Source organism: Microcella putealis, from assembly GCF_004216575.1.
In the GTDB taxonomy this organism is placed as follows: domain Bacteria; phylum Actinomycetota; class Actinomycetes; order Actinomycetales; family Microbacteriaceae; genus Microcella; species Microcella putealis.
Genome location: NZ_SGWW01000001.1, coordinates 1 through 20943, shown reverse-complemented (window position 1 = coordinate 20943; position 20943 = coordinate 1). Strand labels below are relative to the sequence as shown.

Sequence of the window (20943 nt, the reverse complement as noted above, 5' to 3'; positions counted from 1 at the left end):
GTGGTCTTCCTCGAGCGCGCGGGGCGCGCATCCATTGGGCGGGTGGGCGGTCAGCGCCAGCGGCGCGAACCGCTACAGGTAGCGATAGACGTCGTCGGGCGTCAGGCCCTTCGCGACCATCATGACCTGCAGGTGGTACAGCAGCTGCGAGATCTCCTCTGCGGCGGCCGCGTCGCTCTCGTACTCGGAGGCCATCCAGACCTCGGCGGCCTCCTCGACGATCTTCTTGCCGATCGCATGCACGCCGGCGTCGAGCTGCGCCACGGTGCCGGAGCCCTCGGGGCGCGAGCGGGCTTTCTCGGCGAGCTCGGCGTACAGCGATTCGAACGTCTTCACCCGGCAAGCGTACCGGGGCGACGCTTCACGAACCGTGGGTCAGGAGACGCCGAGCAGGTCGATGACGAAGACGAGCGTCTTGCCCGACAGGCGATGGCCGCCACCGGCGGGACCGTAGGCGAGGTGCGGCGGGCAGACGAGCTGGCGACGGCCGCCCACCTTCATGCCGGGGATGCCCTGCTGCCAGCCGGCGATCAGGCTGCCGAGGGGGAAGTTGATCGACGACCCGCGGTTCCACGACGCGTCGAACTCTTCACCGCTGTCGAACTCGACGCCGACGTAGTGCACGTCGACGGTCGCACCGGGAGTGGCCTCCGCACCGTCACCGACCACCAGGTCGGTGATGACGAGCTCGGTGGGCGCGGGGCCCTCGAAGAAGTCGATTTCGGGCTTGCTCAGCTGGCTCATGGTTCCATCCAAGCAGACGTGGCGGCCTCGCGCAGACCGGCGATCGCGCGCTCGGGGTCGTCGGCGCCGTAGACGGCCGAGCCCGCGACAAAGGTGTCGGCGCCGGCCTCGGCGGCGATCGCAATCGTGTCGAGGGCGATGCCGCCGTCGACCTGCAGCCAGGTGTCGACGCCGAGGCGGCGCACCTGCTCGCGCAGCAGCCGCAGCTTCGGCATCGTCTCGGGCATGAACGACTGCCCCCCGAAGCCGGGCTCGACGGTCATGACGAGCACCTGATCGAACTCGGGCAGCAGCTCGAGGTACGGCTCGACGGGGGTTCCGGGCTTCAGCGCGAGGCCCGCGCGGGCGCCGCGATCGCGAATGGCGCGCGCGACGGCAACCGGATCGGTGGCGGCCTCCACGTGGAAGGTGACCGAAAACGCGCCCAGTTCGGCGTAGCCCGGCCCCCAGCGGTCGACATCACTGATCATCAGGTGCACGTCGAGCGGAATCGGCGAGACGTCCTGCACCCGGCCGACCATCTGCGGGCCGAAGGTGAGGTTCGGCACGAAATGGTTGTCCATCACGTCGACGTGCACGTAATCGGCGGTCTGGATGCGATTCAGATCGCGCTCCATGTTGACGAAATCGGCCGACAGGATGCTCGGGTTGATGCGCGCGGTCACGTCGCCAGCGTAGTCAGCGGCCCCGCGCATCCGCCCGCAGCGGGGCCGCGAGCGCGCGAGGCGGCGTCAGTGGGCCGCGCGCTCGATGAGCTGGATGAACATCGCGTCGGTGCCGTGCCGGTGCGGCCACAGCTGCGCGGCCGTGCCCGGCCCGAGGTCGAGCGGTTCCCGCACGATGCGCGAGAGGATCGCGGGCGTGTCGAGGGCGGTGGCGTCGGCACGCGTCGCGAGCGCCGCATCCACGACCGCGCGGGTTTCTTCTGGGTGGGGCGAGCAGGTGACGTAGGCGACGAGACCGCCCGGGGCGACGGCGTCGAGCGCCGCCGTCAGCAGCTCGCGTTGCAGCGCCGCGAGGGGCGCCACATCGTCGGCGCTCTTGCGCCAGCGCGCCTCGGGGCGACGGCGGAGCGCACCGAGACCCGTACACGGCGCATCGACCAGGATGCGGTCAAACGCCCCCGGCTCGGTGTCGCCGATGGTGCGACCGTCACCGGCGCGCACCTCGACCTCGGGGGCGACGGGCGCGAGGGCGCGGCGCACCAGTTCGGCGCGCTGCGGCACGGCCTCGTTCGCCACGAGCTGCGCGCCCGCCGCGCGGGCCTCGGCCGCGAGCAGCGCCGCCTTGCCGCCGGGGCCGGCACAGAGGTCGAGCCAGCGCTCCCCCGGCGTAGCGGGCCGCGCGCGACTGAGCGCGAGGGCGGCCAGTTGCGATCCCTCGTCCTGCACCCGACGCACGCCGGAGGTGACCTCGGGGTCGGCGGCCGGGTCACCCGAACGAGAGCGCACGCCGAGCGGCGAGTACCTCGTGCGGGACGGGTCATCGGCGGCGAGCGGCTCGGCGAGGCCCGGCAGCGCGACAAGCGTGACGCGCGGCGGGTCGTTGTCGGCCGCGAGCAGCGCGTCGAGTTCGGCCCCCCGCCCCTCGGCCGCGAGCGCGTCGGCGAGGGCGTCAACCACCCATTCCGGATGCGCGTGGCGAATCGCGAGGATGCCCCGCACCGAGCTCACCCCCGCGGTCAACAGTGTTTGCCACTCGTCGAGGCTGCGCTCGCCGACGCGGCGCAGCACGGCGTTGACGAAGCCGGCGGCGCGCGGGGCACCCACCTGCCGAGCGAGCCGCACCGACTCGTCGACGGCGGCGTGGGGCGGGGTCTCCATGCCGAGCAGCTGGTGTGCGCCGAGCCGCAGCACGTCGAGCGCGAGCGGGTCGATGCGATCGATCGCTCGCCCGGCGGCTCGCGCAATGACGGCGTCGTAGAGCCCCCGGCTGCGCAGCGTTCCGTACGTCAGCTCGGTGGCGAAGCCGGCGTCCGACCCGGTGAGGCGGGCCCGACGGATGCGCGTCGGCAGCAGCAGGTTCGCGTAGGCGTCGTCGCGCGCGACGGCGTGCACGACGTCGAAGGCGATCCGACGGGGCGACGGCCCCGCCGGCGCCCGACCGGATGACCCACGCGATGCCCCACCGGATGCTCGGCCCGACGAACGACGTGGTTCACCGGGGTTCATCGGAACCGCCGCTCGGCGGCGTCGCGCAGGCCGCGCATCCAATCGACCGCCCGCATGGCCTGCTTGCCGGCCGGCTGGACGCGGATGAGCTCGAGCGGGCGGTCGGCGGTGCCGACGAGCGCCGCGCCCGCCTGAACGGTGAGCCGGCCCGGTTCGAGCGCCGGCGCGTCGTGCGCGATGGCGACCTCGAGCAGCTTGACGGTGGTGCCGTCATCGAGCTCAGCGAAGGCGCCGGGTTCGGGGGTGGTTCCGCGGACACGCGCCGACACGGTCGCGACACAGGACGTGAACGTCACGCGCCCGTCGTCGCGGGTGAGTTTGGGGGCGAACGACGGGGTGCCCTGCTGCGGCGTCGCGGTCGCGGTGCCGTCGGCCAGTGCGTCTACGACGCTGGCGACGAGACCCGCCCCGTCGGTGGCGAGACGCTCGAGCAGCGAGCCCGCAGTGTCGTGGGCCCCGATCGGCTGCGCGCGCTGCGCGAGCAGCTCACCCTCGTCGAGTCCGGCCGTCAGCCGAAAGACGCTCATGCCGGTGCGGGTGTCGCCCGCCATGATGGCGCGCTGCACGGGCGCGGCGCCCCGGTAGGCCGGTAGCAGCGAGAAGTGCAGGTTGATCCAGCCGAGGCGCGGGGCCGAGAGCAGGGGTTCGCGAATAAGTCCGCCAAACGCCACGATGACGCCCAGATCGACCTGACGGGCGACGAGCTCGTCGGTCAGCGGGGTGAGGCTGCGCGCGTGCAGCACCTCGAGTCCGAGGCGCTCAGCCTCGACCTCGACGGGCGTCGGCGTGAGCACCCGCTTGCGGCCCTGCGGTGTTGGTGGACGGGTGATGACGGCCTCCACCGCGTGCGGCCCGCCGGCGAGGGCCGCGAGCGACGGGACTGCCGCGGCGGGGCTTCCGGCGAACAGCAGTCTGAGGCGAGTCACCCGACGATTCTGCCCCACGGCTGCGGGCACGCCGCGCGAGGTCACTCGTCGAGAGCCGCGTCAAACGCTGTCGGGTCGTCGAATCGCACGCGCAGGGTCGAGCGGCGTCGCTGCGCGCGAGCCGTGGCTGCCGCGACGACCGCGGCCCGCAGTTCGTGCGCGACATCGACTCCGCGGGCGTAGTCGAGGCGCACGATCGCCCGAACCTGACCATCGGCCGTGTCGACCGGCCCGAGCGCGTCGACGCCGTCGAGGGCGAGCACCGGTTCGAGTGCGGCGCGCACCTCGGGCGCCGTGCCGGTGACGGTTGCCGAGCGCACGGCGGGTGGGAAGCGCAGTCGGCGGCGGTCGGCGAGTTCGGCGGCGATCAGCTCGTCGGCGGTGCCGGTGGCGAGCGCCTGAGCGACGGGCCCGTCGACTCCGACGAGCAGTACGGGCGCGTCGTCGGCCGCGAGCGCTGCCGCGTTCTGCCACCACCGCAGGCAGTCGTCGACGACCCGGAGGCCGTCGCGGGCGAGCATGCGCTCGGCGTCGAGCAGCAGAACGGCACGGTAGCCGCCCGCGACGATCGGCTCGGCCCCGCGGGTCGCGACCACGATCGTGCGGCCGGGCTCGACCTGCTGGTGGGCGTGGTCGGCGTCGGAGACGATGACGCGCGCCCCGGGGAAGGCTCGGCCCAGCTCGTCGGCGGTGCGCACCGAGCCGGGCGTGCTCGCCCGGCGGCGCGTCCCCGCGCAGCGGGTGCAGGGCGCGGCAGGGGCGATGGCCCCGCACCAGCGACACGAGGGCGCCGCCCCGGCGCGGCGCACCCCGACCGGGCCTGCGCAGACGCGACAGCGCACCGCCTCGCCGCAGTCGGCGCACACGATGCGCGGGTCAAAACCGGGGCGCGCCACCTGCAGCAGAACGGGGCCGGTGGCGAGCGCCTCGCTAGCGGCTCGCCACGCGATCGAGGGGATGCGCGCGCGGGCCCCCGGCTCGTCGGCGCCAACCGCGCGCGTGGTCGGTCGGATGCGCCGCCGCGCGGACCGCGCGGGCGTCACGGTGCGCAGATAGCCGATCTCGACGAGTCGCTGAGTGTCGGCGGAGGGCGAGTGCGCGGCGAGGATGAGACCACAGGCCGCGTCGTCGTGTCGCAGAAGCGCCAGGTCGCGGGCGTGTACGCCGGGCGCGTGCTGTTCGGCGTGCAGGGGGTCGCCGTCGTCCCAGAGGGCGATGAGTCCGAGTCGGTGCGCGGGCGCCGTCACGGCGGTGCGGGTGCCGATCACGAGCGCCGGGCGCTTCTCGAGGGCGCGCAGGAAGCCGCGGTAGCGCTCCCCCGCCCCGCGCCCCGCGTCGACCCGGGCAATCGCCTCGCCCGGCAGCACGAGCGCGGCGGCCGCGGCCACGAGGTCGAGATCGCGGTAGTCGGGCACAGCGATGATCGCCGAGCGCCCGCCCGCCACCGTGCGGGCGGCAAGCCCCACGAGGGTCATGAGTCCGGCGGGAAGCCACTCCCCGTGACCGGCCTCAACGAGCCGCTGCGGCGCCGTGAGTGCGATGCGACGATCCCCCGCCGCCGCCGTGGGATCGCGGAGGACGGCGATCGTGTCGGAATCGAGCGCGGGGGCGGGGGCACCCTCCGCGACGGCGATCTCGGCGGGCGTCAGAGCCGGGCCGGTGCGCCCTGCCGCGTCGAGCGCGCCGAGCCAGGCCTTTTCGATGCGCACCTGTCGCGGTGGTACTGCGAGGCGCAGCAGGTCACTGGCCGTGCCGGCGGCGCGGTCGGCCGCGCGGCGAGCGAGGCGGTACACCTCGGGCGTGAGCACGCGCGCGGTCGACACCACCTCCGAGATCTCGGCGAGCTGGCCGCCGAAACTCGCCTCGGCCACACGGTCGACGAGGTAGCCCTTCGCCTGGCGGCCGCCCGTGCGCAGCGGCACGACGAGCCGCACACCGGGCCTCGCATCCCCATCAAGCGATTCAGGGATGCGGTACTCGAGCAGGCGGTCGAGCTGCGGCAGCGGCGAATCGATCAGCACCCGCGCGATCGGTTCGGCGGTCACGCGCGCTCGCCCCCGCGGCTCAGAGCCCAGCGCTCGCGCGCAGCGCGTCTGCGCGGTCGAGCGTCTCCCAGCTGAAGTCGGGCAGCTCGCGCCCGAAGTGACCGTAGGCGGCCGTCTGTCCGTAGATGGGTCGCAGGAGGTCGAGCTCGCGCACGATGGCCGCCGGGCGCAGGTCAAAGGTGTCGCGAATCGCCCGAATGATCGTGTCGTCGTCGACGTGGCCGGTGCCGAAGCTCTCGACGTATAGCCCCACGGGCGCCGCCGTGCCGATCGCGTAGGCCACCTGCACCTCGAGCCGGTCGGCGAGGCCGGCGGCGACGGCGTTCTTGGCCACCCAGCGCATGGCGTACGCGGCTGAGCGGTCGACCTTCGACGGGTCTTTACCGCTGAAGGCGCCCCCGCCGTGGCGCGATGCGCCGCCGTAGGTGTCGACGATGATCTTGCGACCCGTGAGCCCGGCGTCACCCTGGGGGCCCCCGATGACGAAGGTGCCGGTCGGGTTGATGAGGATGCGCGGGGCCTGGTCACCGAAACCGGCCGCCTCGAGAACGGGGCGAATGACCTCGCGCTCGACGTCGGCGCGCACCTGGGGCGTGTCGACCTCGGCACGGTGCTGCGTGCTCACCACGATCGTCTCGATCGTGCGCGGCACCTGACCGTCGTAGCCCGCCGTGACCTGGGTCTTGCCGTCGGGGCCGAGGTAGCCGAGGGTGCCGTCTTTACGCACGGTGGCGAGGCGCTCAGACAGGCGGTGGGCGAGCCAGATCGGCAGCGGCATGAGCGTCGGCGTCTCGCGCGTGGCGTAGCCGAACATCAGCCCCTGGTCGCCCGCACCCTGGCGGTCGTCGGCGTCGACGCTCTCGCCCTCGCGGGTTTCGAACGCCGAGTCGACCCCCTGCGCGATGTCAGGCGATTGGCCGCCGATCGAGATCGAGACACCGCACGAGCGCCCGTCGAACCACACGTCGCTGCCGGTGTAGCCGATGTCGGTCACGGTCTGGCGCACGATGCCGGGAATGTCGACATAGCCGCTCGTCGTGACCTCGCCGGCGACGTGAACGAGCCCCGTCGTGACGAGCGTTTCGACGGCGACGCGAGCCTGCGGGTCGACCGTGAGCAGAGCATCCAAAATGCGGTCGCTGATCTGGTCGCACATCTTGTCGGGGTGACCCTCGGTCACAGACTCAGACGTGAACAGACGCAGCGAGGACATGGGGCTCCGGTGGTGTCGGGCGGGCGCTTGGCCGAATCAGCCGAGCGCGTCGAGAATACGGTGGGCCACTGACAGCTTGTCGCCCGAGGCCTTCGCCACCACGCTACCGGCCGCGTCGACGATGATGACATCGGTTGACGCTTGACCAAACACGACCCCGTCGCCGACGCGGTTGGCGATGATCACGTCGGCACCCTTGCGAGCGGCCTTGCCGGCGGCCAAGGCAACGAGCTCTGCCTCGGAGCCCACTGTCTCGGCCGCGAAGCCCACGAGACGCTGGCCGGCCGGGCGCGCGGCGGCCAGCGCCGTCAGCACGTCGTCCGTGCGCTCAAGCCGCAGCTCGGGCACCGCACCGTCGTCGGTCTTCTTGATCTTCTCGCCGGCGACGGCCACCGGTCGAAAGTCGGCGACGGCGGCCGCCATGATCACGAGCTCGGCGCCCGGCTGCTCGGCGAGCATCGCGGCGTTCAACTCAGCGGCGGTACCCACCTCGACGACGCGGACGCCGGCGGGCGGTGGCACCTCCAGGTGGGCGGCGATGAGGACGACGTCCGCCCCGCGCGAGCGCGCCGCGTCCGCGAGGGCCACGCCCTGGCGCCCGCTTGAGCGGTTGCCGAGGAAGCGGACGGGGTCGATCGGCTCGCGCGTGCCGCCGGCCGAAATGACTACGCGCATCCCCTGAAGGTCACGCGGGCGCACGGCGTCGAGCGCCGCCCGCACGATCTCGTCGGGCTCGGCCATGCGGCCGGGGCCGCTGTCGTCGCCCGTCAGCTGGCCGGAGGCCGGGCCCACGATCAGCACGCCCCGCTCGCGCAGCGTCGCCACATTCGCCTGGGTGGCCGCGTTGAGCCACATCTCGGTGTGCATCGCCGGGGCGATGACGAGGGGCGCCTCGGAGGCGAGCACGGTCGTACCCAAGAGGTCGCCCGCGAGGCCGGCGGCGAGCGAGGCGATCGAGTGGGCCGTCGCGGGGGCCACCACGATCAGGTCGGCGCGCTGACCGAGCGCGACGTGCCGCACCTCGGCGACACCCTCATAGAGCTCGGTGTGCACGGGGTTGCGGCTGATCGCCTCGAGCGTGGGTCGGCCCACGAAGCGCAGGGCGCCCTCGGTGGCGACGATGTGTACGTCATGCCCCGCCTGAACGAAGCCACGGGCGACACCCACCGCTTTGTACGCGGCGATGCCGCCCGTGATGCCGACGACAATCGTCAGCGGGGCGCCGGAATCCGGCATGGCCTAGCTAGTCGGCGAGGCGAGTGAGGACCAGCTTGTCCTCGTTGATCTCGTGCAGGGCGACCGACAGCGGCTTGTCGTCGACGGTCGAGTCGACGAGCGGGCCCACGTTGTCGAACAGCGAGCCCTCGTGCAGGTCGGAGTAGTAGTCGTTGATCTGGCGCGCGCGCTTGGCGGCGAAGATCACGAGCTGGTACTTCGAGTCGACCTTAGACAGCAGCTCGTCGATGGGCGGGTCAATGATGCCCTGGGTCTTGTCGGCCATGTCAGCTCCGTACTAGTCGTTGAGTTCTGGGGCGTGCGCCGAGCGCACGGCAGTGAGCAAGTCTACGACCTCCTGGGCCGCACGCTCGACATTGTCGTTGATGACGTGCACATCGAACTCGTCTTGGGCGGCTAGTTCGACCTTCGCCGTCTCGAGTCGGCGAGCCTGTTCGGCGGGGCTTTCGGTGCCTCGCCCGATGAGCCGTCGCACGAGCTCGTCCCAGGTGGGCGGGAGGAGAAAGACGAGCACCGCCTCGGGCATCGCCCGCTTCACCTGACGCGCGCCCTGCAGGTCGATTTCGAGCAAGACGCTGCGGCCGGATGCGAGGGTCGCCTCGACGGGCGGGCGCGGGGTTCCGTAGCGCGACAGATTGTGCACGGTGGCCCACTCGAGGAACTCGTCGTCGGCAACCATGCGGTCAAACTCGGCGTCGGAGACAAAGAAGTAGTGCACGCCGTCGCGCTCGCCGGGCCGCGGGGCGCGGGTCGTCGCCGACACGCTGAGCAGCACGTCGGGGTAGTTCTCGCGAATGTACGCCGAGACGGTGCCCTTGCCGACGGCCGTGGGGCCGGCGAGCACGACGAGGCGTCCGCGCGCTCGATCGCCCGCCCGCTCACGCAGCCAGTCCGCCAGCGCGCGGCGCTGGCGCACGCCCAGGCCGCCCAGCTTCTTGACCTCGGCGATGCCGAGCTGCGCCATCACCCCGGCCACGCGCTTCGGGCCGAGACCGCGCAGAGAGCCAAGCAGTTCACGCACTCGCAGGCGGGCCTCCGGGCCCTCGGGCTCACGCCATGCGGCCTCGGCGACCGCGAGCGGGTTACGCTCCCCCGCCGCGACGGCGGCCTTGATCGCCGCGCGCGCCTGTCGCGCGGCGACCGCGGCACGGCCCGCGGCGGCTCGGTCAACGTCGGGTGGCGTGCTCACGGGCGCAGCTCCGCGCGGTGGGTGTCAATCGCGTGCTGAATGCCGTCGGGGCCCGCGGCCAAGACGCTGCGCGAGACCGAGGCGAGCGTGCGTTCCGCGAGCGGGCCGTAGAGCGCATCCAACTCTGCGAGCCGGCCACCTTGGTGACCGAAGCCGGGCGCCAAAACGGGCACCGCGCCGAGGCGCTCCGGCTCGAGACCCGCATCCGCGAGCGGCGTCGTGGCGCCGATGACGAGGCCGACGCTCGACCACGTGCCGGCGACCCGCGCGCCAGCGCCGAGGGCCGCGACCTCGTCGGCCACGATGCTCGCGACGGTGCGCCCGTCGTCGCCACGCGCGTGCTGCACGCTCGCACTCTCGGGGTTCGAGGTGGCGGCCAGCACGAACAGGCCGGCACCGACCCGCTCAGCCCGCTCGATCGCCGGGGCGAGCGAGCCCACACCCTGATAGGCCGACACCGTCATCGCGTCGCTCGCCAGCGGAGACGACGGTTCGAGCCACGCCTCGGCGTAGCCGTCGATGGTCGAGCCGATGTCGCCCCGCTTCGCGTCGGCGATCAGGAGGATGCCCGCCTCACGGGCGCGACGGATCACGCGTTCCAGCGCCGCGTATCCGGCCGCCCCGTGTCGCTCGAAGAACGCGAGCTGCGGCTTGACCGCCGCGACGCGGCCCGCGGCGGAGACGAGCACCGCGTCGGCGAACTTCTCGACCCCTCGGGCGTCGTCGCTGAGCCCCCACGACGCCAGCAGCGCCGCGTGCGGGTCGATGCCCACGCACAGCCGGCCGTAGTCGGCGACGGCCGCGCGCAGGCGCTCGCCGAACGAGATCATCGGCGCGCCACGCGGTCGGCGTCGTACTCCTGCAGGCTTTGCACCGTGACCGCCTGACCAACCGAGTCGAGCGAGGCGACGGCCGCCCCGAGGGTGGCGATCGTCGTGAACAGCGGCTTGTCGGCAGCCACGGCGGCTGTGCGAATCTCGAGACCGTCGGCGCGCGCCGTGCGGCCGCTCGGCGTGTTGACGACCACGTCGACCTCACCCGAGTTGATCAGGTCGACGATCGTTGGCTCGTCGCCGCCGGCCTGCCGCTCGCCGTGCTTGCGCACGATGCGTGCGGCGATGCCGTAGCGCGACAGCACCTCGGCGGTGCCGCTCGTCGCCCAGATCTCGAAGCCCAACTGGGTGAGGCGCAGCGCCGGCAGCACCACGCTGCGCTTGTCGCGGTCGGCGACCGACACGAAGACGACACCCGATGTCGGGAAGCCGCCGTACGCCGCCTCCTGGCTCTTGCGGAACGCGCGCGGGAAGTCGCGGTCGATGCCCATGACCTCGCCCGTCGAGCGCATCTCGGGGCCGAGCACGCTGTCGACGACCGCTCCCTCGCGGGTGCGGAAGCGCGTGAAGGGCAGCACGGCCTCCTTCACCGCCACCGGCGCGTCGAGCGGCACCCGGCTGCCGTCACCCTCGGGCAGCAGCCCGCTCTCGACGAGCTCGGCGATCGAGCGGCCCGCCATGATGAGCGACGCAGCCTTCGCGAGCGGAATACCCAGCGCCTTCGACACGAAGGGCACGGTGCGTGACGCCCGCGGGTTGGCCTCGAGCACGTAGAGCACGCCGGCGCCGATCGCGAACTGCACGTTGAGCAGGCCCCGCACGCCGATGCCGCGCGCAATCGCCTCGGTGGCCTCGCGGACACGGTCGATGATGTCGCGGCCGAGCGTCACGGGCGGCAGGGTGCAGGCCGAGTCGCCCGAGTGCACGCCGGCCTCCTCGATGTGCTCCATGACGCCGCCGATGTACAGGCGCTCGCCGTCAAACAGCGCGTCGACGTCGATCTCGACCGCGTCGTCGAGGAAGCGGTCGACGAGCAGCGGCTGACCGGGGCCGATGATCGCCTGGTCACGCACGCGCTCGAAGTAGTCGCGAATCGAGGCCGAGTCGTACACGATCTCCATGCCGCGCCCACCGAGCACGTAGCTCGGGCGCACGAGCACCGGGTAGCCGATCGACTCGGCGACGCGCACGGCCGAGTCGACGTCGATCGCGGTGCCGTTGCGGGGCGCGACGAGGTTTGCGGCGTCGAGGATGCGCGAAAACGCTCCGCGCTCTTCGGCCAGATCGATCGCCTCGGGGCTCGTCCCGAGGATTGGGATACCGGCGGCCTGCAGGCCCTCGGCGAGGCCGAGCGCCGTCTGCCCGCCGAGCTGCACGATCACGCCGAGCACGTGACCCGTGGCCTGCTCGGCCTCGATGACCTCGAGCACGTCCTCGAGCGTCAGCGGCTCGAAGTACAGCCGATCGGAGGTGTCGTAGTCGGTCGACACCGTCTCGGGGTTGCAGTTGATCATGATCGTCTCGTAGCCGGCGTCGCGCAGCGCGAAGCTCGCGTGCACGCACGAGTAGTCGAACTCGATGCCCTGGCCGATGCGGTTGGGGCCCGAGCCGAGAATGACGACCTTCGTCGCATCGCTCGGCGCGACCTCGGTCTCGAGGTCGTAGCTCGAGTAGTGGTACGGCGTGAGCGCGGGGAACTCGCCCGCGCACGTGTCGACCGTCTTGAAGACGGGTCGCAGGCCCAGGGTGCGCCGCAGCTGGCGAATCTGCACCTCGGCCACCCCGCGCAACGCCGCGATCTGCGCGTCGGAAAAACCGTGACCCTTGGCCTCCTCGAGCAGTTCGCGGTCGAGCTCGCGGGCCGCCGCTACGCGCTCGGCGACCTCGTTGATGAGGACAATCTGGTCGAGGAACCACGGGTCGATGCCGGTGGCTTCAAAGGCCTCCTCGATCGTGGCCCCCGCGCGCAGCGCCTGCTGCAGCGTGACGATGCGACCGTCGGTCGGTTTTTTCGATGCGGCAAGCAGCGCATCCTTATCGCCGGGTTCGCCGTCCCAGTGGAAGGAGGATCCGCGCTTCTCGAGGCTGCGCAGCGCCTTCTGCAGCGCGGTCGAGTAGTTGCGGCCGATCGCCATCGCCTCGCCGACCGACTTCATGGTCGTCGTGAGGGTGTCGTCGGCGCCGGGGAACTTCTCGAACGCGAAGCGCGGCACCTTTACGACGATGTAGTCGAGGGTCGGCTCGAAGCTCGCGGGCGTCACCCCCGTGATGTCGTTCGGAATCTCGTCGAGGCGGTAGCCGATCGCGAGCTTTGCGGCGATCTTCGCGATCGGGAAGCCCGTGGCTTTCGACGCCAGGGCGCTCGAGCGCGAGACGCGCGGGTTCATCTCGATGACGATGACGCGACCCGTCTTCGGGTCGACGGCGAACTGCACGTTGCAGCCGCCCGTGTCAACGCCCACGTCACGAATGATCTGCAGACCGATGTCGCGCAGGTTTTGGTACTCGCGGTCGGTGAGGGTCAGCGCGGGCGCGACGGTGATCGAGTCGCCCGTGTGCACGCCGACGGGGTCGACGTTCTCAATCGAGCAGACGACAACCGTGTTGTCGGCGCGGTCGCGCATGAGCTCGAGCTCGTACTCTTTCCAGCCGAGAATCGACTCTTCGAGCAGCACCTCGGTCGTCGGCGAGGCGTGCAAGCCGTCGCTCACCATGCGCTTCAGCTCGGCCTCGTCGTACGCGAAGCCCGAGCCGAGGCCGCCCATCGTGAACGACGGGCGAATGACCATGGGGTATCCGAGGTCGTCGGCGGCGGCCAGCGCCTCGTCGACCGTGTGCACGATCGCACTGCGGGCGACGTCGGCGCCCGCGTCAAGCACGAGCTGCTTGAACGCCTGGCGGTCTTCGGCCTTGTGGATCGCCTCGAACGATGCACCGATCAGCTCGACGCCGTACTTCTCGAGAATGCCGCGCTCGTGCAGCTTGATGGCCGCGTTCAGCGCCGTCTGGCCACCGAGGGTCGGCAGCACCGCGTCGGGCTTCTCTTTCGCGATGATCGCCTCGATGATCTCGGGCGTGATCGGCTCGACGTAGGTCGCGTCGGCGAAGTCGGGGTCGGTCATGATCGTCGCCGGGTTGGAGTTCACGAGGATCACGCGGATGCCCTCGCTGCGCAGCACGCGGCACGCCTGGGTTCCCGAGTAGTCGAACTCGGCTGCCTGCCCGATCACGATCGGGCCGGAGCCGATGACGAGGACGGAGTTGATGTCGTCGCGCTTGGGCATCAGGCCTGGCCTTCCGAATCGGCGGCGGATGCGCGGTTCAGGTTCTCAAGAACCATCTCGCGGAACCGGTCAAACAGGTACGTGGAGTCGTGGGGGCCGGCGGCCGCCTCCGGGTGGTACTGCACGCTGAACGCGGGCACGTCGAGCGCGCGCAGGCCCTCGACCACCTGGTCGTTGAGGCCGATGTGGCTCACCTCGACGCGGCCGAAGCCAGCGGGGCTGTCGACGACGCCCTCGAGCGGTGCGTCGACCGCGAAGCCGTGGTTGTGCGCCGTGATCTCGATGCGGCCGGTCTCTTTGTCGAGCACGGGCTGATTGATGCCGCGGTGCCCATAGGGCAGCTTGTAGGTGCCGAAGCCGAGCGCACGGCCGAGCAACTGGTTGCCGAAGCAGATGCCGAAGAACGGCGTGCGATCGCGGAGCACGTGCTGCAGCAGCTCGACGTGGCTCTCACTTGCCGCGGGGTCACCCGGGCCGTTCGAGTAGAAGACGGCGACGGGGTTCAGAGCGCGCAGCTCGTCGATCGTCGTCGACTGCGGCAGCACGTGCACCTCGAAGCCCCGCTCCGCGAGCGCCCGCACGGTGGCCGACTTGATGCCGAGGTCGATAATCGCGAGCTTTCCGATCAACTCGCCCTCGGCCGGCACGACCTCGCCCGCCTCGACGCTGACCTGGGCCGACAGGTTCTGGCCGGTCATCTCGGGGGCGGCGGTGACGCGCGCGAGCTGCTCGGTGGCATCCAGCTCGGCCAATTCGCCCGAGAAGATGCCGGCGCGCATGGCGCCCACCTCGCGAATGCGGCGCGTGAGGGCGCGCGTGTCGATGCCGCTGATGCCGACGATGCCGTCGCGCTCGAGATCGTCATCGAGGCTGCGCGTCGCGCGGTGGTTCGACACGACGCGCGAGGGGTCACGCACGACGTAGCCCGCCACCCAGATGCGGCGACTCTCGGGGTCTTCGGGGTTCATGCCCGTGTTGCCGATGTGCGGCGCCGTCTGCACGACGATCTGCCCCGCGTAGCTCGGGTCGGTCAGCGTCTCTTGGTAGCCGCTCATGCCGGTCGAGAACACGGCTTCGCCGATGGTCTCGCCCCGGGCGCCGTAGGCGCGTCCGGTGAAGCGGGTGCCGTCCTCGAGGACGAGCACGGCCTTCTCATGCGTCATCGGTGGACCTTTCGTCGGGGGTGGAAGAAGCGTTCGGGATGCGCGCGCGCACCGCGTCGATCAGCTCGCGGTCGTCGCGCGCGGGCAGGCGCAGCCAGGTGTCGACCTCGGTGTCTCCGAGGCGCCAGCTGAGCACCGTCAAGCCGTCGGGCTCGACGGCCTTGTCGATGGTCCAGGTGCCGCGGCCGATGCCGATGAGGTCGGCGGCCGGCACGAGGATCGGCTCGTCGCCCGGGATGGCCAGCACAACGCCCTCGTCGTGCACCCCCAGCTTGATGCGCGAGCGGAAGCCCAGGCCGTGGGCGCTCACGCGCTCGAGCGGCTGGCCCGCGAGGGTCGTCGCGTGGGCGATGGCTTCGGTGAGGTACGCCGGGGCGCTGAGCATTTCGGGGACGCGGTGCGGTGGCGCGAAGCTGCTCTGCCGGCGACGACGGGCGCGCCAGCCGAGCCACGCGAGCAGCAGCATGGCGGCCATGAGGCCGATCGTGATGGCGGCGGGAAGAAGGCGCTCCACGTCAGCGACCCCCCGCCGTGGTGGCGACCGTGTCGGCGTCGACGAGCGCGCCATCGAGCACGGTCGGCACCCCACCGTGCACGGTCGCGATCACGCGCCCCGGCAGGGTGATGCCCGTGTAGGGGGTGTTGCGGCTGCGGCCGCGCAGCTCGTCCGTCGACCAGCGACGGCTCGCCTCCGGGTCGACGAGCGTCAGGTGCGCGGGAGCGCCCACCGCAAGCGGCGCGTCGTAGCCCGCCAGCCCGCCGATGGCGGCGGGTGTCGTCGAGAGCACACGTGCGACGCCCGCCCAGTCGAGCATCCCCGTGTCGACCAGCGTGTGCTGCACGATCGAGAGCGCCGATTCGAGGCCGACCATGCCGAAGGCGGCCTCGGCCCACGCGCACTCTTTGCGCTCGTCGGGGTGCGGGGCGTGGTCGGTCGCGACGATGTCGATGGTGCCGTCGGCGACGGCGGCGCGCAGTGCCTCGACGTCTTCCGCGCGGCGCAGCGGCGGGTTCACCTTGAAGCGCGCGTCGTAGTCGCGGGCCGTCTCGTCGGTGAGCAGCAGGTGGTGCGGGGTGACCTCGGCCGTCACCGCAATGCCGCGCTTCTTCGCCCAGCGCACCACGTCGACGCTACCCGCGGTCGACACGTGGCAGACATGCAGTCGCGAGCGGGTGTGCTCGGCGAGCAGCACGTCGCGCGCGATGATCGATTCCTCTGCGACGGCGGGCCAGCCGGCGAGCCCCAGCTCGCCCGAGAGCGGGCCCTCGTTCATCTGAGCGCCCTCCGTCAGTCGCGGCTCTTGCGCGTGCTGAGCGATGACGCCGCCAATAGTGGCGACGTATTCGAGCGCGCGGCGCATGATGAGCGGGTCGGCGACGCAGTGCCCGTCATCGCTGAAGACGCGCACCTGCGCCCGCGACGCGGCCATCGCGCCGAGCTCGGCGAGCTGACGGCCCTCGAGGCCGACGGTGACGGCGCCGATGGGGCGCACGGTGGCGTAGCCGTGCTGGCGCCCCAGGGCCTCCACCTGCTCGACGACGCCAGCGGTGTCGGCGACGGGCGACGTGTTCGCCATCGCGAACACCGCGGTGAAGCCGCCCGCGGCGGCCGCACGGGTGCCGGTGAGCACCGTCTCGCTCGCCTCTCCCCCGGGCTCGCGCAGGTGCGTGTGCAGGTCGACGAGGCCGGGCAAGGCGACGAGCCCGTCGGCGTCAATCATGTGGTCGCCCGCGGCCGGATCGACGGATCCGACGGCGTCAATGCGGCCGTCGACGATGCGGATGTCGCCCGTCTCGCCCCCGAGGAGGCGCGCGCCGCGCACGATGAGGCCGCTCATGCGCGCTCCTCCTCGACGCCGGCGACGAGGAGGTAGAGCACTGCCATGCGGATCGACACCCCGTTCGTGACTTGTTCGAGCACCGTCGACCGAGTCGAGTCGGCGGCGACGGACGCGATCTCGAGACCGCGATTCATGGGCCCCGGGTGCATGACCATCGTATCGGCGGGGAGGGCCGCGAATCTCTCGGCGGTCAGCCCCCACATGCGCCCGTACTCGCGCTCGCTCGGGAAGTAGGCGTCGACCATGCGCTCGCGCTGAATGCGCAGCATCATGACGGCGTGCGGTTCGGTGGCGAGCGCGTCGTCAAGCAGCGCGTGCACCGTCACCGGCCACTCGTCGATGCCCGCCGGCTGCAGAGTGCGCGGGGCCACGAGGTGCACCTCCGCGCCGAGGGTCGCGAGCAGCCAGACGTTCGAGCGCGCGACGCGGGAGTGCAGAATGTCGCCGACGATGACGACGCGCGTTCCGTCGAGGGCGCGCCCCCGCGCATCCGCGCCATGAATGCGGCGGCGCAGGGTGAAGGCGTCGAGCAGGGCCTGGGTGGGGTGCTCGTGCGTGCCATCGCCGGCGTTGACGATGCTCGCGTCGATCCAGCCGGCGTGGGCGAGGCGGTGGGCGGCGCCCGACGCGGGGTGGCGCACGACGATCGCGTCGGCGCCCATCGCGACTAGCGTCTGCGCCGTGTCCTTCAGGCTTTCGCCCTTCGACACGCTCGAGCCCTTCGCGCTGAAGGTGATGACGTCGGCGCTGAGCCGCTTGGCAGCCGACTCGAACGACAGGCGCGTGCGGGTCGAGTCTTCGAAGAAGAGGTTGACGACGGTCTTGCCGCGCAGGGCGGGCAGCTTCTTCACCTCGCGGTCGGCCGTCGCGGCCATCTCTTCGGCGACGTCGAGGATGCGCACGGCAGCCTCGCGGTCAAGATCGCGGGTGGTCAGCAGGTGCTTCACTGGCTGATCGCCACCTCGTCGACGCCGTCGACCTCGGAGAGGCGCACGAAGACGCGCTCAGACGTTGACGACGGCAGATTCTTGCCGACGAAGTCGGCGCGAATCGGCAGCTCGCGGTGGCCCCGATCAACGAGCACGGCGAGGCGCACGGCGCGGGGCCGGCCGTGGTCGGCGAGGGCGTCGAGAGCGGCGCGCACCGTGCGGCCCGAGTAGAGCACGTCGTCGACGAGCACGACCGTGGACCCGTCGATGCCCGCTGCGGGGATGCGCGTTGGGGCCGGAGCGCGCGTCGCGCTGCGCCCCAGGTCGTCGCGGTGCATCGTCACGTCGAGCGAGCCGATCTCGGCGACACCCGGCTCGATCTCATCGACGATGCGGCCGAGGCGCTCGGCCAGCGCGGTGCCGCGGGTCGGGATGCCGAGAAACACGAGGCGGCCATCGCCGCGCCGGGCCTCGAGGATCTCGTGGGCGATACGGCGCAGGGCACGCGCGATGTCGTCAGAGTGCAGCACGGGGCGTGCGCTCATGCCGACCTCCTTCCCCGCCTCACAGGACGGTGCTTAAAGGATGTCTGGGTGTGCGTCTCAGCCTAGCGCTCGCCAGCCACTCGGGCGACCGCGCGCACGGGGGCGCCGTCGAGCCCGTCGAGCTTGAGCGGCAGGATGATTGCCTCGGCCCCCGACGCCGGCACGCGGTCGAGAGACCGCAGATTTTCGACGATGACGCCGCCTCGGCCGAGCCACAACTCGTGCACGGGAAGGTGCCAGGCGCCGTCGTCGCCCGGCCACGACGGGTCGGGGTTCAGCGAGTCGACGCCGAGCACCCGCACGCCGCCCGCCCAGAGGGCGTCGGCGAGGGCGACGTCGATGACCGGATGCTCGAGGTACGACGCGTCATCGAAGCGCGCGTCCCAGCCCGTCATGATCGCGACGATGTCGCCGGCCGCGATCGCCGGGGCGGCCGCGAGCACCTCAGGGCCGATGGATGCCCGTGCGGCGTGTCCCCGCGCATCCAGAACGACCAGTGGCGCGATGAGCTGCTCGAGCGGGATCGCCTCGAGCGTTGCGCCATCGACGATGGAGTGCGCGGGGGCGTCGATGTGTGTGCCGGTGTGGCTGCCGAGGTGCAGCGCGCTCACGCGGAAGCCGTCGGCGGCGACGGTCGCCGCGTCGCTGACCGTCACCACCGGGTCACCGGGGAAGACGGTCATCCCCCCGATGATCCGGTGGCTCAGGTCAATCAGCATGCCGAGAGGCTATGCCCGCTCGGCGAGCTCGGGCGCGGCGTCGGCAAGGTGCGCGTGCTCGGGGTCTGATCCGTCGCGCTTCAGGCGACCGGTGACGGCAGCCGCCGCGAGTGCCACGACCACCGTGAACACGAACGCCGGGATCGTCGCGCCGATGGGGCTGCCGACCTGGTAGGTCAACAGCAGAGAGAAGCCGAAGCCCAGCAGCCAGACGACGACGTTCGCGATGTTGACACCGCCGGTGAACCAGTAGCGGCCGCCGCGGTCCTGCAGGATCTCGGCCGTGTAGACGCGCCGGTTCACGACGTAGTAGTCGACGATCATGATCGCGAAGACCGGGATGAAGATCGCGCCGATCACGAACAGGAAGTCGATGAACAGGAACAGCAGGCCGAGGAAGGTCGAGCCGATCACGGTGAGCAGGCCGATGACGAGCGCCGTCGGCAGGAACTTCAGCTTCAACTGCGGAATCGCGTTGATCGCGCTCGTCGTCATGCCGTAGACCACGAGCGTGTTGGTCGCCATGACCGAGACGAAGATCACGATCGCCAGGGCGATGCCGAACTCGGCAACGATCGTCGCCGGGTCGAAGCCGATCGGCTCACCGCCCGAGAGCACGACGTAGGCGATAGCGGTCGCCCCGAGGGTCATCGACAGGAAGGTGGAGGCGACGTAGCCGACGCCCGAGCCGACGACGGTCGGACGGGTGCCCCGGCCGAGGCGGTTGAAGTCGGCCGACAGCACCGTCCATGAGATCGCGGTGGCGATGACGATGTCGAGCACCGTGAGGTTGGTCAACTCGAACGACACGTCGGCGGCGATACCGAAGTAGTCGCTCGGGGGGAAGGTGGTGAAGGCCACCGTCAGCACGTAGCCGATGATGCCGATCATGACGACGGCGAGCCACGGCTCAACGCGGCTGATGCCCTCGTGACCGAAGATCGCGAGCCCCACCACGATCATCTGGCACAGCGCCGAGAAGAGGGCCTCGTTCGAGAAGCCGGTCAGCTCGGCGACGACGTAGTTCACCGTGATGCCGGCGAGCATCGCCTGAACCCAGCTCCAGCCGAGCAAGATCAGCAGGTTCGCCGCGACGGGCAGCAGCGAGCCGCGCGTGCCGAAAGAGCCGCGGGTGAGCGACATGGTGGCGAGCCCCGTGCGGGTGCCCATCGCGCCGACGGCGACGAGCACGGCACCGCCGACGATCGAGCCGACCAGGATCATGAGCAGGGCGTCGGCATAGGTGACGCCGGGAATGAACAGCGTGCCCGTCAGCATCGTCGTCACGACAAAGTTCGACGCGAGCCAGATCATGGCGATGCGCCCCCAGCCGAGGCTGCCCTTGACGGGCCCAGACCCGTCGGCGTTCGCTTCGAGGCGATCGTCGAGGCGGCGCCAGGCGGATGCGCGCGCGGTCGGTGCGGACATGGTGACTCCTTTGTCAGGTGTGGTGGGGTGGGGAGAAACGTTTAGGAGCCGCTCGGCAGCGACAGGTGCTCGTGCACGGCCAGCAGGCGCCCATCGGCACCGCGGTGGAACACGATCGTTTCGCGCTCGGTCGACGTCAGATCGTCGCCCGGGACGCCGGCGGTCGTGTCGACGGTGTGCGTGAAGACGGCGGTGTCGCCGAGCAGCTGAATGTGGGCGTCACGGCTCGTGCAGGAGACGACCCGCCACCCGTCGGCGAGCCACGAGTCCCACAGGGCCTCGTACTGGGCGCGGGTGTCGAGCCGCGCGGGCTCGGGGTGGAAGACGAAGGTGGCATCGGCGGCGAAGGCCGCGAAGTAGTCGTCGGTCGCGGTGCGCGCGAAAGCATCGACAATGTGGGCGGCGGCGGCACGGACGTCGTCCTCCGTGAGCGCGGCGGGCACTGCTGCTGACATCGGTGTCCTCCCTGGCCGATTAGGTGCTCATTGTGCACCATTCGTTGCCTGCCAGACAACACCGCTATCGTCGTCGCTCCCGCCCGCCCTGTCAAGGGCGTGGCGGGAGCGTGTCGTGGAGGCTAGTTGTTCTTCCTCGTGAGGTTGTGAACGCGGGCTGAGGGTGTGAGACCGCCGATCCCGGTGTGGGGTCGGTGGTGATTGTAGTGATGGAGCCAGTCG

Annotated in this window: 21 protein-coding genes; all 21 read right to left on the bottom strand. The window is 71.4% G+C overall.

The annotated features are described in order from the left end of the window. Positions 1 to 72 precede the first annotated feature (72 nt). Positions 73 to 336 carry a phosphoribosyl-ATP diphosphatase gene (locus EV141_RS00105; RefSeq protein WP_130483960.1) on the bottom strand — a complete coding sequence of 88 codons (264 nt, stop codon included), beginning with the start codon at positions 334 to 336 and terminating at the stop codon, positions 73 to 75. A 39-nt stretch (positions 337 to 375) separates the two neighbouring features. Next, entirely contained in the window at positions 376 to 744 is a 369-nt protein-coding gene (locus EV141_RS00100; RefSeq protein WP_130483959.1) for an FKBP-type peptidyl-prolyl cis-trans isomerase, read from the bottom strand. Next, positions 741 to 1439 carry a ribulose-phosphate 3-epimerase gene (gene rpe / locus EV141_RS00095; RefSeq protein ID WP_130483958.1) on the bottom strand — a complete coding sequence of 233 codons (699 nt, stop codon included), beginning with the start codon at positions 1437 to 1439 and terminating at the stop codon, positions 741 to 743. Before rpe ends, EV141_RS00100 begins: the two co-directional genes overlap by 4 nt. 36 nt (positions 1440 to 1475) lie before the next feature. Then, the gene (locus tag EV141_RS00090; protein ID WP_130483957.1) at positions 1476 to 2915 is read right to left on the bottom strand and encodes an RsmB/NOP family class I SAM-dependent RNA methyltransferase; all 1440 of its coding nucleotides are present in this window, start codon (positions 2913 to 2915) and stop codon (positions 1476 to 1478) included. After that, complete coding sequence (gene fmt, locus EV141_RS00085; protein WP_130483956.1) at positions 2912 to 3841, bottom strand: methionyl-tRNA formyltransferase; 930 nt, start codon at positions 3839 to 3841, stop codon at positions 2912 to 2914. The genes EV141_RS00090 and fmt overlap by 4 nt, the downstream gene beginning before the upstream one ends. 41 nt (positions 3842 to 3882) lie before the next feature. Continuing rightward, positions 3883 to 5886 carry a primosomal protein N' family DNA-binding protein gene (locus EV141_RS00080; RefSeq protein ID WP_241968907.1) on the bottom strand — a complete coding sequence of 668 codons (2004 nt, stop codon included), beginning with the start codon at positions 5884 to 5886 and terminating at the stop codon, positions 3883 to 3885. Positions 5887 to 5905: 19 nt separating this feature from the next. Next, on the bottom strand, positions 5906 to 7099 hold the full coding sequence (gene metK, locus EV141_RS00075; protein ID WP_130483955.1) for a methionine adenosyltransferase: 1194 nt from the start codon (positions 7097 to 7099) through the stop codon (positions 5906 to 5908). Positions 7100 to 7135: 36 nt separating this feature from the next. Continuing rightward, on the bottom strand, positions 7136 to 8335 hold the full coding sequence (coaBC, locus tag EV141_RS00070; protein ID WP_241968906.1) for a bifunctional phosphopantothenoylcysteine decarboxylase/phosphopantothenate--cysteine ligase CoaBC: 1200 nt from the start codon (positions 8333 to 8335) through the stop codon (positions 7136 to 7138). Positions 8336 to 8342: 7 nt separating this feature from the next. Then, positions 8343 to 8600, bottom strand: coding sequence for a DNA-directed RNA polymerase subunit omega (gene rpoZ / locus EV141_RS00065; protein ID WP_130483954.1), 258 nt, complete (start codon positions 8598 to 8600; stop codon positions 8343 to 8345). 12 nt (positions 8601 to 8612) lie between these two features. Further along, complete coding sequence (gene gmk / locus EV141_RS00060; protein WP_130483953.1) at positions 8613 to 9524, bottom strand: guanylate kinase; 912 nt, start codon at positions 9522 to 9524, stop codon at positions 8613 to 8615. After that, positions 9521 to 10354 (bottom strand): orotidine-5'-phosphate decarboxylase, encoded by an 834-nt coding sequence (pyrF, locus tag EV141_RS00055; protein ID WP_130483952.1) that lies wholly within the window; start codon positions 10352 to 10354, stop codon positions 9521 to 9523. The genes gmk and pyrF overlap by 4 nt, the downstream gene beginning before the upstream one ends. Further along, positions 10351 to 13641: a carbamoyl-phosphate synthase large subunit gene (gene carB / locus EV141_RS00050; RefSeq protein ID WP_130483951.1), complete on the bottom strand. Its 3291-nt coding sequence runs from the start codon at positions 13639 to 13641 to the stop codon at positions 10351 to 10353. The genes pyrF and carB overlap by 4 nt, the downstream gene beginning before the upstream one ends. Then, positions 13641 to 14804 carry a glutamine-hydrolyzing carbamoyl-phosphate synthase small subunit gene (gene carA / locus EV141_RS00045; protein WP_130483950.1) on the bottom strand — a complete coding sequence of 388 codons (1164 nt, stop codon included), beginning with the start codon at positions 14802 to 14804 and terminating at the stop codon, positions 13641 to 13643. Before carA ends, carB begins: the two co-directional genes overlap by 1 nt. After that, entirely contained in the window at positions 14794 to 15318 is a 525-nt protein-coding gene (locus EV141_RS00040; protein ID WP_130483949.1) for a PH-like domain-containing protein, read from the bottom strand. Before EV141_RS00040 ends, carA begins: the two co-directional genes overlap by 11 nt. Position 15319: 1 nt before the next feature. After that, a complete protein-coding gene (locus EV141_RS00035; protein ID WP_130483948.1) occupies positions 15320 to 16642 on the bottom strand; it encodes a dihydroorotase in 1323 nt (440 codons plus the stop codon). Beyond that, on the bottom strand, positions 16639 to 17592 hold the full coding sequence (locus EV141_RS00030; protein ID WP_130483947.1) for an aspartate carbamoyltransferase catalytic subunit: 954 nt from the start codon (positions 17590 to 17592) through the stop codon (positions 16639 to 16641). The genes EV141_RS00035 and EV141_RS00030 overlap by 4 nt, the downstream gene beginning before the upstream one ends. Further along, positions 17589 to 18119, bottom strand: a complete 531-nt coding sequence (pyrR, locus tag EV141_RS00025) for a bifunctional pyr operon transcriptional regulator/uracil phosphoribosyltransferase PyrR (RefSeq protein WP_130483946.1) — start codon at positions 18117 to 18119, stop codon at positions 17589 to 17591. Before pyrR ends, EV141_RS00030 begins: the two co-directional genes overlap by 4 nt. Before the next feature lie 62 nt (positions 18120 to 18181). Further along, positions 18182 to 18838, bottom strand: coding sequence for a cyclase family protein (locus EV141_RS00020; RefSeq protein WP_130483945.1), 657 nt, complete (start codon positions 18836 to 18838; stop codon positions 18182 to 18184). Between the two features lie 9 nt (positions 18839 to 18847). Then, on the bottom strand, positions 18848 to 20266 hold the full coding sequence (locus EV141_RS00015; protein WP_130483944.1) for a purine-cytosine permease family protein: 1419 nt from the start codon (positions 20264 to 20266) through the stop codon (positions 18848 to 18850). A 41-nt stretch (positions 20267 to 20307) separates the two neighbouring features. Then, positions 20308 to 20721 (bottom strand): YybH family protein, encoded by a 414-nt coding sequence (locus EV141_RS00010; RefSeq protein ID WP_130483943.1) that lies wholly within the window; start codon positions 20719 to 20721, stop codon positions 20308 to 20310. Positions 20722 to 20843: 122 nt separating this feature from the next. Then, positions 20844 to 20943: integrase core domain-containing protein (locus EV141_RS00005; RefSeq protein ID WP_130483942.1), on the bottom strand; the 100-nt coding region annotated here is incomplete at its 5' end.